The organism is Enterobacter cloacae complex sp. I1M (genome assembly GCF_014982425.1).
Taxonomy (GTDB): domain Bacteria; phylum Pseudomonadota; class Gammaproteobacteria; order Enterobacterales; family Enterobacteriaceae; genus Enterobacter; species Enterobacter intestinihominis.
In genome coordinates this window covers 122,217-135,340 of the sequence record NZ_JADCLG010000019.1, presented here as the reverse complement: position 1 = coordinate 135,340, position 13,124 = coordinate 122,217, and the positions used below count along the sequence as shown (strand labels likewise).

The window sequence follows — 13,124 nt, the reverse complement described above, 5'->3', positions numbered from 1 at the left end:
CGTAAGCATGAAAATCAGTGATGGAAACTGGCTTATCCAACCGGGCCTTAACGTGACGTATCCGGTTCAGGTGTTCGACGTGGAGCAGCAGGGCAATGACCTGGTGGTGTACGTCGCGCCGCGTGACGTGCGCGAACGCACCTGGCAGCTCGACACGTTGATGTTCACGGTGCGCCTGTTTGCCCCGCAGGAAGGGATTGTCGGGGTGCGCATTGAGCACTTCCAGGGGGCGCTGAACAACGGCCCGCACTATCCGCTGAACGTTCTGAAGGATGTAAAAGTTGAGATTGAAAACAACGCCGAATTTGCCGAGCTGAAAAGCGGCAGCGTCAGCGTGCGCGTCACCAAAGGCGAGTTCTGGGCGCTGGATTTCCTGCGCAACGGCCAGCGCATTACCGGCAGCCAGCTGAAAAACAACGGCTACGTGCAGGATACCAACACCGATCGCAACTATGTGTTTGAACGTCTGGATCTGGGCGTGGGGGAAACGGTCTACGGTCTGGGCGAGCGCTTTACCGCCCTGGTGCGCAACGGTCAGACGGTCGAAACCTGGAACCGCGACGGGGGCACCAGCACCGAGCAGTCCTACAAAAATATCCCGTTCTACCTGACCAACCGCGGCTACGGCGTGCTGGTGAATCATCCGGAAAACGTCTCGTTTGAAGTCGGCTCTGAAAAAGTCTCCAAAGTGCAGTTCAGCGTGGAAGGGGAGTATCTGGAGTACTTCGTGATCGACGGCCCGACGCCAAAAGAGGTATTAAACCGCTATACGCAGTTCACCGGGCATCCGGCGCTGCCGCCTGCGTGGTCGTTCGGCCTGTGGCTGACCACCTCGTTCACCACCAACTACGACGAAGCGACGGTTAACAGCTTTATCGACGGCATGGCCGAGCGCGACCTGCCGCTGCACGTGTTCCACTTCGACTGCTTCTGGATGAAGGCCTTCCAGTGGTGCGACTTCGAGTGGGACCCGGTGACCTTCCCCGATCCGGAAGGGATGATCCGCCGCCTGAAAGAGAAAGGGCTGAAGGTCTGCGTGTGGATCAACCCGTACATCGGCCAGAAATCGCCGATCTTCCGTGAGCTGAAAGAGAAGGGCTACCTGCTCAAGCGCCCGGACGGCTCCCTGTGGCAGTGGGACAAATGGCAGCCGGGGCTGGCGATCTACGACTTCACCAACCCGGACGCGTGCCGGTGGTACGCCGACAAGCTGAAAGGCCTGGTGGAGATCGGCGTCGACTGCTTCAAGACCGACTTCGGCGAGCGTATCCCGACGGACGTCCAGTGGTTTGACGGTTCCGATCCGCAGAAGATGCACAACCATTACGCCTACATCTACAACGAACTGGTGTGGAACGTGCTGAAAGAGACGGTGGGAGAAGAAGAGGCGGTGCTGTTTGCCCGTTCTGCCTCCGTGGGAGCGCAACAGTTCCCGGTGCACTGGGGCGGCGACTGCTACGCCAACTATGAATCGATGGCGGAAAGCCTGCGCGGCGGGCTGTCGATTGGCCTGTCCGGCTTCGGATTCTGGAGCCACGATATCGGCGGGTTTGAAAACACCGCTCCGGCGCACGTCTATAAGCGCTGGTGCGCTTTCGGGCTGTTCTCCAGCCACAGCCGCCTGCACGGCAGCAAATCCTACCGCGTGCCGTGGGCGTACGATGACGAGTCCTGCGACGTGGTGCGCCACTTCACCCAGCTGAAATGCCAGCTGATGCCGTACCTGTATCGTCAGGCTGCGCTGGCCCGCGAGTTCGGCACGCCGATGCTGCGGGCGATGATGCTGGAGTTCCCGGACGATCCGGCGTGCGATTACCTCGACCGCCAGTACATGCTGGGGGATTCGATGATGGTGGCGCCGGTGTTCTCCGAGGCGGGCGACGTGCAGTTCTGGCTGCCGGAAGGGCGCTGGACGCACCTGTGGCACAACGATGAAATCGAGGGCAGCCGCTGGCATAAGCAGCAGCACGATTTCCAGAGCCTGCCGGTCTATGTGCGCGACAACACGCTGCTGGCGCTCGGCAATAATAACCAGAAGCCGGACTATGCGTGGCACGAGGGGACAGCCTTCCAGCTCTTCAACTTGAGCGATGGCGCAACGGCGGTAAGCGAAGTGCCTGCGGCGGACGGTTCTTTGGTGTTTACGCTGAAGGCGTCACGTCAGGGCGACGTCGTGACCTTTACCGGCGCGGGAGATGCGCAAAACTGGTCGGTGTGCTTGCGCAACGTGCAAAAGGTTGGCGGCGTGAAAGGCGGTTCACATGCGGGCAGCGAGTGGGGTGTGGTGGTGAAAGCCGAGGGGGATGAGGTGGTGATCCACCTCTGAGCTGGAAAAATGCCCGGTGGCGCTTCGCTTACCGGGCCTACGGTAATTATGCGGTCTGATGCCCTCACCCACGGGGAGAGGGAACCAAAATCTCGTAGGCCGGGTAAGGCGAAGCCGCCACCCGGCTTTTTACTGTGCCGGAGCCACCGCCGACACCATCCCGCCGGTCATCGTCTGCTGCACCTGCTGTTTATCCATATTTACCGCGCTCAGCTTCCCGTTCACCGTCGGCTTCAGCGGCGCATTGGCCTGCACGCTTCCGCTGGCGGTGAGCTGAATATTGCCGTCGCCCGCAATCGGCAGCGCTGGCCAGCCCCACTGCTGCAAAACGTTGAGTGGTACACCGCGCCCGTTCAGGCTCACGGTGGTTTGTCGCTGTGGCAGCTGTGACACGGTGGCGGTCGCTTCCAGGATCCCTTTCTCGGTAAAGGCGCTCAGGTCGGTAATGTTTACCGTTGCGGCGTTGGCATTCAGCGCCAGCGACGGGCGTCGCACGTCGACGCGGTTAAAGGTTGCTGCCGCCCCGTTCAGGGTTGCGTTACCGCCCCACACGCCCCACTTGTGGTCTTGCGCCAGACGCAGATTAGCGCCATAACCGTCGAGGGAGGTGATCTGCCATGGGAACGCCGGATCGATGTCGATCACCAGGTTGCGGCTCAGGCCGAATTTTTTCAGCGTCACGCTGTTCAGCCATGCCGGAAGCGGATCCATCCACAGCGTTTTCCAGTTTTCCGGAAGCGTATATTCCAGCCCGGCAATGGCAACGTCGTCCAGCACCAGCGCGTTCCCGTCGCGCAGCCAGTTGCCGGAGGTGCGCACCATGCCCCCTTCCCAGCGGGAAGTGAACTGACGCAGCGCAATGCCCTGCGGGGAGAATTCCGCGTTCAGGATAGGGTCAAAAAGATGCAGCGAGCCGTAGATAAATTCGCTGGCGTTCATGGATAACCGTCCCTCCTGGCTTTGCCAGTCCCCTTTACTCAGGGTGAGGTTACGCAGGCTAAGATCAAGGTCGGTTACCGCCCAGTCTGGCCCCTGTAGACGGGCATCGGTCACTTCCAGCCGCCCAATCTGTAACGAAGGCAGGGTGGAGAGAGGGGCGAAGAAATCCAGCAGCGATTTGTCGCTTTGCAGGCGAATCTCATTCAGACGCAGGGTGTCGATAACCCAGCCACCGTCGGCATTACGCTGAGCCGACCCCGTAAGCGAGCCGCGCGCCATATCGGCACCGATGGTATTGAGCACCACCTCTTTGCCGTTGAGTTGTCCCTGAATCAGCACGTTGTTGGCCGGTATGCCGTTGAGCGTGAGCGACCCGGCGCTCATCTGGATTTGCGCATTTTTCCCCAGTACGTTCCCCGCCTCGGGCTGCCACGGGCTGACGCCGCCGGTCACCTTTTGCGCACTGAGATCCCACTCCGTATTCGGGCTGTTAAAGGCCATGTTATTCAGTTGCAGACGATCGGCCTGGAACGGCAGCGGCGCCGTCTGTGGAGATAAATTCAGCGTGCCATCGAACAGGGTGATGGCGTCCATATGCAGCGGGTCGGTGATCTGGCGGCTGCTTAAGCCAATATCCACTTTTTTAGCGACCAGCGTGGCCGGTTTGCCATCTCGTCCGAAGGTAACGTTTTCCAGAAGGATGTGAGAAGGGGATGAAAAGTGGTGATCCATCAGGTCAAAGTTGAGCTCGTAATCGGTATTCACCGTGATCCAGCTACTGACCTGCGATGCGCCCCAGCGGGTCTGGAGCAGAAAATAAAAGGCGAGCACTACAATGAGCAGGGCTACCAGAAGATAGATAAGCAGCTTTCCAATAAATTTCATGGTCTTCCTTCCCGCGAAACGCACATAAGGGTGTTATGCACGATTTATGCGCAATGCTCAAGGCGGGAATGGTGTAAAGAGATGTCACGGCAGGCATTGACAGCCTGCCGTGTGGGGATCAGTTCTTTTCAGGCGGGAAAATGAGATTCAGCACGATAGCGGTAATACCGCCCGCGGCGATGCCGGAAGAGAGCAGGTTTTTCACCCAGTCCGGGGCAAACTGCAAAATCATCGGCTGCTGGGAGACGCCAAGTCCTACGGCGAGAGACAGCGCAATAATCATGATTGCGCGGCGGTTCAGCGGCTCGCGGGAGACGATACGCACGCCGGAGGCCGCGATGGTACCGAACATGACCAGCGTCGCGCCGCCCAGGACCGGCTCGGGAATGTGCTGCACAAACCCGCTCACCGCCGGGAACAGGCCGAGGACCACCAGCATCAGCGCCACCACGAAGCCCACGTAGCGGCTGGCCACGCCGGTCAACTGGATCACGCCATTGTTCTGGCCGAAGCAGGAGTTCGGGAATGTGTTGAACACCGCCGAGACAAACGAGTTCAGTCCGTTCGCCAGCACGCCGCCTTTCAGACGTTTCATGTACAGCGGGCCGGAGACCGGCTGCTCGGACACGTCGGAGGTGGCAGTGATATCGCCAATGGTTTCCAGCGAGGTGATCATAAAGACCAGCATCAGCGGCAGGAGCAGACTCCAGTCAATGCCCAGGCCGTAGTAGAGCGGCGTTGGCACGGTAATCAACGCGCTGTTGGTTGGGGTGGTGTTTTCCGGCAGCATGCCCAGCGCCCACGCCAGCAGGTAACCGGCCGCCATGGCGATCACCAGCGAAGCCACGCGCAGGTACGGGTTACGCTGGCGGTTAAGCAGAATAATGATCGCCAGCACCACGCCTGCCAGCAGCAGGTTTTTCGGCGCGCCGAAGGTATGGTCGCTCATTGCCGCGTAGCCGCCCCCGATGGAGGTCAGACCCACCTGAATCAGCGACAGGCCGATAATCATCACCACCACGCCGGAGACCAGCGGGGTGATCACCCGGCGCGCAAGGTGCAGAACGCGGGAGATGATCATCTCTGTGCAGCTTGCCAGCATCAGGGTGCCGAAAAGCGCCGCCATCATCGTCGGGACATCTGCGCCGCCGGTTTTCAGTGCCGTACCGCCCATGATCAGCGGCGCCACAAAGTTAAAGCTGGTGCCCTGAATCGACAGCAACCCCGAACCCACCGGACCCCAGGCTTTAATTTGAATGATGGAGGCTACACCGGAAGCGAACAGAGACATACTGATGATGTGTTGCGTATCCTGCGCCGGTAACCCCAGCGCCTGACAAATCAGCAGAGCCGGCGTGATGACCGCAACGAACATCGCCAGCAGATGCTGGCAGGCGGCAAACAGGGTTTGAGGCAGCGGGGGACGATCTTCAAGGCGGTAAATCAGTTCACTGTTTTGCTTCTGCGCAATCGGTTGCGCATCAGCAGACTCCAGAGTGTTAACAGACATCGGCGGCAATCCCACGGTGGAAAAGCGGGCATTTTAGCTGACCACCTGGTAAAAGCAAACGATTGCCAGCAAAAAAAAGAGAGAAAATCTGCCGGTGTGAGCAGGTTTTCTACAACGAACAGGAAAAAAAAATTACACTTTTCGCGCCGGCGGCTCATGACGAGCATCACCCGGCCCAGGATAACGCCGCGTGTGTATGGAACACGCGCATAACAGGAGCCTTTTATGATTCATCTCGATACGTTGTCGACCCTTGTTGCCGCAACGCTGGTTCTTCTGCTTGGTCGCAAGCTGGTACACAGTGTTTCCTTTCTGAAAAAGTACACCATTCCTGAACCTGTCGCCGGTGGATTGCTGGTGGCGCTTGCCCTGCTGGTGCTGAAAAAAAGCATGGGCTGGGAAATTGATTTTGATATGTCCCTGAAAGATCCGTTGATGCTGGCCTTCTTTGCCACTATCGGCCTGAACGCTAACCTCGCAAGCCTGCGTTCAGGCGGCAAGGTGCTGGGCGTGTTTCTGATTGTCGTGGTGGGCTTGCTGCTGATGCAAAACGCCATCGGCATCGGTATGGCGTCGCTGCTGGGGTTGGATCCGCTGATGGGTCTGCTGGCGGGGTCGATTACCCTGTCAGGTGGCCACGGAACGGGCGCGGCGTGGAGCAAGCTGTTCATCGAACGCTATGGCTTTGAAAACGCAACGGAAGTGGCTATGGCCTGCGCGACCTTTGGCCTGGTGCTTGGCGGGCTGATTGGCGGCCCGGTGGCGCGCTATCTTGTGAAACATTCCACTACGCCGGAAGGCAGACCAGACGATGAAATGGTGCCGACCGCGTTCGAAAAACCGGACGTTGGTCGCAGCATCACCTCGCTGGTGATGATTGAAACCATCGCCATGATTGCCATCTGCCTCACCGTGGGCAAAATCGTTGCGCAATGGCTGGCGGGAACGGCTTTCGAACTGCCAACCTTTGTCTGCGTGCTGTTTATCGGGGTGATCCTGAGCAACGGTCTGGCGCAGATGGGCTTCTACCGCGTCTTCGAACGCGCGGTGTCCGTGCTTGGTAACGTCAGCCTGTCGCTGTTCCTGGCGATGGCGCTGATGAGCCTCAAGCTGTGGGAGCTGGCCTCGCTGGCGCTGCCGATGGTGGCGATCCTGGCGGTACAGGCCGTGTTTATGGCGCTGTATGCCATCTTTGTTACCTGGCGCATGATGGGCAAAAACTATGATGCGGCGGTACTGGCTGCGGGTCACTGTGGATTTGGTCTGGGAGCGACACCAACGGCCATCGCGAATATGCAGGCGATCACCGAACGGTTCGGCCCGTCGCACATGGCGTTTCTGGTGGTGCCGATGGTGGGCGCATTCTTCATTGATATCGTCAACGCGCTGGTCATTAAGCTCTACCTGATGCTGCCAATGTTTGGCTGATCGTCAGGCGTTGGAATACCGCTCGGTTTCCGGCATCCAGCGTTCAATTAACGCTGCCGCCTGTTCGGGGTAGCGTTCATGAATATGACGCGCAAGGCGTTGTACTTCGGGGATCATGGCCTGATCGCGCAGCAAATCCGCCACTTTAAATTCGGCGTTACCCGTCTGACGTGTGCCCAGCAGTTCACCCGGGCCGCGGATCTCCAGATCTTTTTGCGCAATGACGAAGCCGTCATTGCTGTCGCGTAATACCTGCAAACGCATCTGCGCGGTTTTCGACAGCGGGGCTTTGTAGAGCAGCACGCAGTGAGAGGCGATCGCGCCACGGCCCACGCGGCCTCGTAGCTGGTGGAGCTGCGCCAGGCCCAGACGCTCCGGGTTCTCAATAATCATCAGGCTGGAGTTCGGCACATCCACGCCCACTTCGATAACCGTGGTCGCAACGAGTAAGTGCAGCTCGCCCTGTTTGAACGACTGCATCACCGCCTGCTTCTCGGCAGGCTTCATGCGCCCGTGAACCAGACCGACGTTCAGCTCTGGCAGGGCGAGCTTTAACTCTTCCCATGTGGCTTCGGCAGCCTGCGCTTCCAGCAGCTCAGACTCTTCAATCAGGGTGCAGACCCAGTACGCCTGACGCCCTTCCTGCGTACAGGCGTTGCGCACGCGGTCAATGATGTCGCTGCGCCGCGTGTCCGGTATGGCAACCGTGGTCACCGGCGTTCGGCCCGGCGGCAACTCGTCGATGGTGGAGGTATCCAGATCGGCATAGGCCGTCATCGCCAGGGTGCGCGGAATCGGCGTGGCGGTCATGATCAGCTGATGCGGGTGGAAGCCCTGTTGCAGACCTTTCTCCCACAGCGCCAGACGCTGATGAACACCAAAGCGGTGCTGTTCGTCGATAATGACCAGCGCCAGGCCGTTAAACTGCACCTGTTCCTGGAAAATGGCGTGCGTGCCGACAATCATCTGCACCTGCCCGCTGGCAATAGCTTCCTGCTGCGCAAGACGTGCTTTGCCCTTCTGCTTCCCGGCCAGCCAGCCCACTTCGATCCCCAGTGGGGCGAACCAGTTACGGAAATTGTTGGCGTGCTGCTCGGCCAGCAGTTCTGTCGGCGCCATCAGCGCCACCTGCTTGCCGTGGGCGATAGCGCGTAAAGCGGCCAATGCGGCAACCAGCGTTTTCCCGGAACCCACGTCGCCCTGCACCAGGCGCATCATCGGCACATTCAGCGCCATATCGCGTTCAATCTCGGCGGTAACCCGCGCCTGTGCGCCGGTGGGTTTAAACGGGAGTGAGGCCAGCAGCTTATCTTTGAGTTCATCACGCTGGCCTAAAGGCTGAGCGTGGAAACGCTGCGCACCGGCGCGCAGTGCCAGCATGCTCAGGTTATGAGCCAGTAACTCCTCAAGGATAAGACGCCGTTGTGCGGGGTGTTTACCGCTTTCTAAGTCTATGAGCTGAAGCGTCGGCGGCGGACGGTGCAGGGTGCGCAACGCCTCCGACAGGCTCATCATGCCCTGCGCTAGCTCCGGTGGCAGCAGCTCGTTAATGGCGCAGGTATCAAGCAGCTCCAGCGCCTGGTCGGTGAGCTTGCGCAGCGTGGCCTGCTTAATGCCTTCGGTGGTTGGATAGACCGGCGTGAGCGTCTCCTGTAGCTCAGGTGAGCTGAGATCGCCCTGCACGCGGTATTCCGGGTGGATCATCTCCGCGCCGTATTTGCCCCGTTTGGCTTCACCGTACGCAAGTACGCGTCGTCCAGTGGCAAGGCTGTTTTTCATCGCCGCATTGAAGTTGAAAAAGCGCATGGTGAGAATGCCGGTGCCGTCGCTGATCTGGCAGGTCATCATCCTGCGTCCGCCAAAGGTGATGTTGCAGTTCAGCACTTCCCCTTCAACGGTGGCGTAAATAGCGGGCAGCAGATCGCCAATTTTATAAAGCTGAGTACGGTCTTCGTAACGCAGGGGGAGGTGGAGCAGGAGATCCTGCACGGTGTGCAGGCCAATCTTCGCCAGTTTACTGCTTTGTGCCGCGCCCACGCCCGTCAGGCTGTTGAGCGGTATGGCGTCCAGCAGGCGGCCTTTCATGATTTACCCTGCGTACTGCATGGTGGACCACCACTCGGCATCGGCTTCAATTTCGCCCTGCGCGTTGACGTGGGGGTAAGGCAATTTCTTCTGCTTCGCAACGCGAGCCAGCACCGGATAGCCACCTTCAAACAGCAGGCGCTGCTGCTCCTCTTCCGGCAGCATGCTGTTGCTGCGCTCGTACATTCCGGCATTCTGACGCTGGCGCTGCGCTTCATACAGGATCAGCGCTGAGGCGACCGACACGTTGAGTGACTGGACCATGCCGATCATCGGAATGATGATGTCCCGGTCAGCCAAATCCAGTGCTTCCTGCGTGATCCCCGTTTTCTCCTGGCCCATTAAAATGCAGGTCGGGCGGGTGTAGTCGATCTCACGGAAATCCACGGCTTTAGCAGAGAGGTTGGTTGCCAGAACCTGCATGCCACGCCCTTTCAGGTGCGAGACCGCTTCACCAATAGTCTGGTGAGTTTTCACGGATACCCAGCTATTGCTGCCTGCGGCGGTGGAGGCCATGGTACGCATACGTGCGCCTGGCCAGACGGCGTGGACTTCATGCACGCCGACGGCATCTGCGGTGCGAACGATAGCAGAGACGTTATGAGGTTTATGGACCTGCTCCATGCAGACCGTCAGATCAGGCTGACGCCTGGCGAGCATTTCGCAGATTCGCTCGTAACGTGTTGAATTCATAATGCTAGTTTCGGTTACGGGTGACTTTAATGACATCCGGCATCACGCGGATCTTGCGCATAATATTGGCCAGATGTACGCGGTCACGGGCGGTCAGGCGAATAAAGGCGCTGTAAACGCGGCCATCTTTTTCTTCAGTATTCAGGCTCTGAATGTTTGACGAGGCCGTGTTGATCGCTGCCGTCAGGTTCGCCAGTGCACCCTGGTGGTTAAACATATCCACCTTGATTTCAGTGATAAATTCCTGCGCTGTCTCTTTATCCCATTCGACCGCCATGAACTTCTCAGGCTCTTTCTGATAGCCACGGATGTTACGGCAGGATTCGTGGTGGATCACCAGCCCTTTACCCGGGCTGACGTGCGCAATAATCGGGTCGCCCGGGATAGGGCGGCAGCATTTGGCGAAGGTGATGAGCACCCCGTCAGCGCCTTTGATTGGCAGGTGACCATGATTTTGCGCGTTAGCAGGAACGGCTGTCGTTTCGCCCTGTTGCAGGTTCTTCGCCACGACCACGCTCATGGCGTTTCCGAGGCCAATCTCTGCCAGCAGGTCATCCAGCGAGGCGAGCTTCATACGCTCCAGCTCATGCTGAATGTTTTCTGGTGGGATCTCTGCCAGTTTGCGGCTGCCACCCAGCGCGTGATTGAGCAGACGACGCCCCAGGCTAACGGAGTCGTCGCGCTTGAGATTTTTCAGCAGCTGGCGGATTTTTGCGCGCGCTTTTGAGCTCACGACAAAGTTCAGCCAGGCGGCGTTAGGACGTGCGCCCGGCGCGGTAATAATTTCGACAGTCTGCCCGCTGAAGAGCGGCTGCGACAGCGGATAAGGCTGCCTGTCGACGCGGGCACCCACGCAGGCATGGCCGATATCGGTATGCACGGCGTAAGCGAAGTCGACCGGCGTCGCGCCCGCAGGCAGTTCGACAATGCGCCCTTCCGGCGTGAAAACGTAAATCTCATCCGGGAAGAGATCGGATTTAACGCTCTCGATAAATTCAAACGAGCTACCTGCACTCTGTTGCAGCTCCAGCAGGCTCTGCATCCAGCGCTGGGCGCGGATTTGCGCGGTGGTGCTGCTTTCGCCGCCGTGCTCTTTATAAGCCCAGTGCGCCGCGACACCCATTTCCGCCATCTGATCCATGTCTTCGGTACGAATTTGCACCTCAACCGGAACGCCGTGCGGGCCAATCATCGAGGTGTGCAAAGACTGGTATCCGTTCGCTTTTGGAATGGCGATGTAATCTTTGACGCGCCCCGGACGTGGCTTGTACAGGCTATGCATCTGCCCCAGCACGCGGTAGCAGGTGTCCGAGTCGTGGACGATGACGCGGAACGCGTAGATATCCATGATCGAGTGAAAACGCTGCTCTTTGAGCACCATTTTGCAGTAAATAGAGTACAAATGCTTTTCGCGACCGCTGACGCGGCATGGAATACCGGCTTCCTGCAAGCGCCCTTCGATTTCAGAGAGGATCTTTTGAATCATCTCTTTACGGTTACCGCGAGCGGCTTTCACCACCTCTTTAATCACGCGATAGCGGTTCGGGTATAACGCTTCAAAACCCAGCTCTTCCAGCTCGGTTTTAATGTGATGAATACCTAAACGGTGCGCCAGCGGACTGTAGATTTCGAGGGTTTCACGGGCGATGCGGCGACGTTTATCCGGGCGAAGTGAGCCCAGCGTGCGCATATTGTGGGTGCGGTCAGCAAGTTTGATGAGAATGACGCGGATATCCTGCACCATCGCCATGATCATCTTGCGAAAGTTTTCGGCCTGCGCCTCTTTCTTATCGCGGAATTTCAGCTTATCAAGCTTAGAGACCCCTTCCACCAGCTCGGCAACGCTTTTGCCAAACAGCTGTTCCATGTCCTGGTAGGTGGCAGGGGTATCTTCAATCACGTCATGCAGCAGGGCGGCCATGAGCGTTTCGTAGTCGAGTTTCATCTCGGCCAGAATACAGGCCACCGCTACTGGGTGCGTGATATAGGGTTCACCGCTTGAACGTGTCTGGCCCTCGTGAGCGTCACGTGCAACGAGATACGCCTGCTGAAGACGCTTAATCTGGTCTTCAGGCAGGTAGGTTTGAATCAGTTGATTCAGGCTTTCAAACAGATACAAGGGCGACCCGCAGGTTTAATTAACGACGACCTTCAGCAATGGCGGTTACGGCCTGCAGTTCTGCGGCTTCCTGCTCTTGCTGCTCCTGGCGCTCACGCACGTCGAGGATCTGGTTGTTGATCAGACCTTCTTCGATTTCGCGAAGTGCAATAACGGTGGTTTTATCGTTTTCTTCCGGTACCAGCGGATCTTTACCGCCTACCTGCATCTGACGAGCGCGACGCGCGGCGACCAGTACCAGGTCAAAACGGTTACCAATTTTCTCTACAGCGTCCTGAACAGTTACGCGTGCCATACTTAAAATGCTCCACAGGTGAAGAAATGACTGGGCATGATACTGAAAGTGGGTTCAGTCTGCCAACAGTTTGGTGATTAATGCGTCATGTCGCTGCTTCTGGCGGCTCATACGCAGACGTTCTGCGCGAAGGATAGTTTTGAGATCGCTCAGCGCGGCATCAAAATCATCATTCACAATAAGGTAATCATATTCCGCGTAATGGCTCATTTCTGCAACAGCCTGTGCCATACGCTTCGCGATAACTTCTTCGCTGTCCTGGCCGCGACCCCGCAGGCGGCGATCCAGTTCATCTTTCGATGGCGGTAAAATAAAGATACTGCGCGAATCAGGCATTTTCTTACGAATTTGCTGCGCGCCCTGCCAGTCGATATCCAGGAACACGTTCACGCCGGTCGCCAGAACCTGCTCAATGGTTTCACGCGAAGTACCGTAGTAGTTACCGAATACTTCTGCGTGTTCAAGAAACGCGTCTCTGCCAATCATCGCTCTGAATTCGTCGTGATTCACAAAGAAATAGTGTTCACCGTGCACCTCACCCGGACGCGGTGCTCGCGTGGTGTGAGAAACAGAAACCTGCGTATCGTACAACGGTTGGGTTTTTAACAGTGCCTGAATAAGGCTGGATTTACCCGCGCCACTAGGGGCAGAAACAATATAAAGCGTGCCTTGAGCCATGAGAGTCTTTTGTATGTGTTAACGAAGAAGTCCTACATACGGGCTTATTATACACGTCGCCGCTGTGTGACGTAGCCTTTGTCACACTTTTTCCCGTGGATGATTAAATTTTGCGTGCCGTTTTCAGGTTTTGTCTGCGGTTTGCAGCAACAAAAAGAAACGCTGG

Annotated in this window: 9 protein-coding genes; 2 read left to right on the top strand and 7 right to left on the bottom strand. The window is 57.9% G+C overall.

What is annotated here, in order from left to right:
• The first annotated feature begins 7 nt into the window (after positions 1 to 7).
• The gene (yicI, locus tag INF86_RS11935) at positions 8 to 2,326 is read left to right on the top strand and encodes an alpha-xylosidase (RefSeq protein ID WP_193543561.1); all 2,319 of its coding nucleotides are present in this window, start codon (positions 8 to 10) and stop codon (positions 2,324 to 2,326) included.
• Positions 2,327 to 2,455: 129 nt separating this feature from the next.
• Here the strand turns inward: yicI and INF86_RS11930 are convergent, their stop codons facing one another.
• Together INF86_RS11930 and xanP are read right to left on the bottom strand one after the other, a co-directional pair.
• Positions 2,456 to 4,150 carry an AsmA family protein gene (locus INF86_RS11930; RefSeq protein WP_023305200.1) on the bottom strand — a complete coding sequence of 565 codons (1,695 nt, stop codon included), beginning with the start codon at positions 4,148 to 4,150 and terminating at the stop codon, positions 2,456 to 2,458.
• A 118-nt stretch (positions 4,151 to 4,268) separates the two neighbouring features.
• On the bottom strand, positions 4,269 to 5,660 hold the full coding sequence (gene xanP, locus INF86_RS11925) for a xanthine/proton symporter XanP (RefSeq protein WP_015570053.1): 1,392 nt from the start codon (positions 5,658 to 5,660) through the stop codon (positions 4,269 to 4,271).
• A 225-nt stretch (positions 5,661 to 5,885) separates the two neighbouring features.
• Here xanP and gltS point away from each other — a divergent pair, with 225 nt between their 5' ends.
• Positions 5,886 to 7,088, top strand: a complete 1,203-nt coding sequence (gene gltS / locus INF86_RS11920) for a sodium/glutamate symporter (RefSeq protein WP_006812438.1) — start codon at positions 5,886 to 5,888, stop codon at positions 7,086 to 7,088.
• A 3-nt stretch (positions 7,089 to 7,091) separates the two neighbouring features.
• Here the strand turns inward: gltS and recG are convergent, their stop codons facing one another.
• From recG to gmk, 5 genes are read right to left on the bottom strand one after another with little or no spacing between them, the layout of a single operon-like run.
• Positions 7,092 to 9,173 carry an ATP-dependent DNA helicase RecG gene (recG, locus tag INF86_RS11915; protein WP_193543560.1) on the bottom strand — a complete coding sequence of 694 codons (2,082 nt, stop codon included), beginning with the start codon at positions 9,171 to 9,173 and terminating at the stop codon, positions 7,092 to 7,094.
• A 3-nt stretch (positions 9,174 to 9,176) separates the two neighbouring features.
• On the bottom strand, positions 9,177 to 9,866 hold the full coding sequence (trmH, locus tag INF86_RS11910) for a tRNA (guanosine(18)-2'-O)-methyltransferase TrmH (RefSeq protein ID WP_032622047.1): 690 nt from the start codon (positions 9,864 to 9,866) through the stop codon (positions 9,177 to 9,179).
• 4 nt (positions 9,867 to 9,870) lie between these two features.
• Positions 9,871 to 11,985 (bottom strand): bifunctional GTP diphosphokinase/guanosine-3',5'-bis pyrophosphate 3'-pyrophosphohydrolase, encoded by a 2,115-nt coding sequence (gene spoT / locus INF86_RS11905; RefSeq protein WP_022646616.1) that lies wholly within the window; start codon positions 11,983 to 11,985, stop codon positions 9,871 to 9,873.
• Between the two features lie 19 nt (positions 11,986 to 12,004).
• On the bottom strand, positions 12,005 to 12,280 hold the full coding sequence (rpoZ, locus tag INF86_RS11900; protein WP_000135058.1) for a DNA-directed RNA polymerase subunit omega: 276 nt from the start codon (positions 12,278 to 12,280) through the stop codon (positions 12,005 to 12,007).
• A 54-nt stretch (positions 12,281 to 12,334) separates the two neighbouring features.
• Positions 12,335 to 12,958: a guanylate kinase gene (gene gmk / locus INF86_RS11895; protein ID WP_006177710.1), complete on the bottom strand. Its 624-nt coding sequence runs from the start codon at positions 12,956 to 12,958 to the stop codon at positions 12,335 to 12,337.
• Between the last annotated feature and the right edge of the window lie 166 nt (positions 12,959 to 13,124).

Excerpts from the sequence above, each read along its gene's own strand:
- yicI (WP_193543561.1), top strand. The coding sequence starts at position 8 with ATGAAAATCAGTGATGGAAACTGGCTTATCCAACCGGGCCTTAACGTG.
- INF86_RS11930 (WP_023305200.1), bottom strand. The coding sequence starts at position 4,150 with ATGAAATTTATTGGAAAGCTGCTTATCTATCTTCTGGTAGCCCTGCTC.
- xanP (WP_015570053.1), bottom strand. The coding sequence starts at position 5,660 with ATGTCTGTTAACACTCTGGAGTCTGCTGATGCGCAACCGATTGCGCAG.
- gltS (WP_006812438.1), top strand. The coding sequence starts at position 5,886 with ATGATTCATCTCGATACGTTGTCGACCCTTGTTGCCGCAACGCTGGTT.
- recG (WP_193543560.1), bottom strand. The coding sequence starts at position 9,173 with ATGAAAGGCCGCCTGCTGGACGCCATACCGCTCAACAGCCTGACGGGC.
- trmH (WP_032622047.1), bottom strand. The coding sequence starts at position 9,866 with ATGAATTCAACACGTTACGAGCGAATCTGCGAAATGCTCGCCAGGCGT.
- rpoZ (WP_000135058.1), bottom strand. The coding sequence starts at position 12,280 with ATGGCACGCGTAACTGTTCAGGACGCTGTAGAGAAAATTGGTAACCGT.
- gmk (WP_006177710.1), bottom strand. The coding sequence starts at position 12,958 with ATGGCTCAAGGCACGCTTTATATTGTTTCTGCCCCTAGTGGCGCGGGT.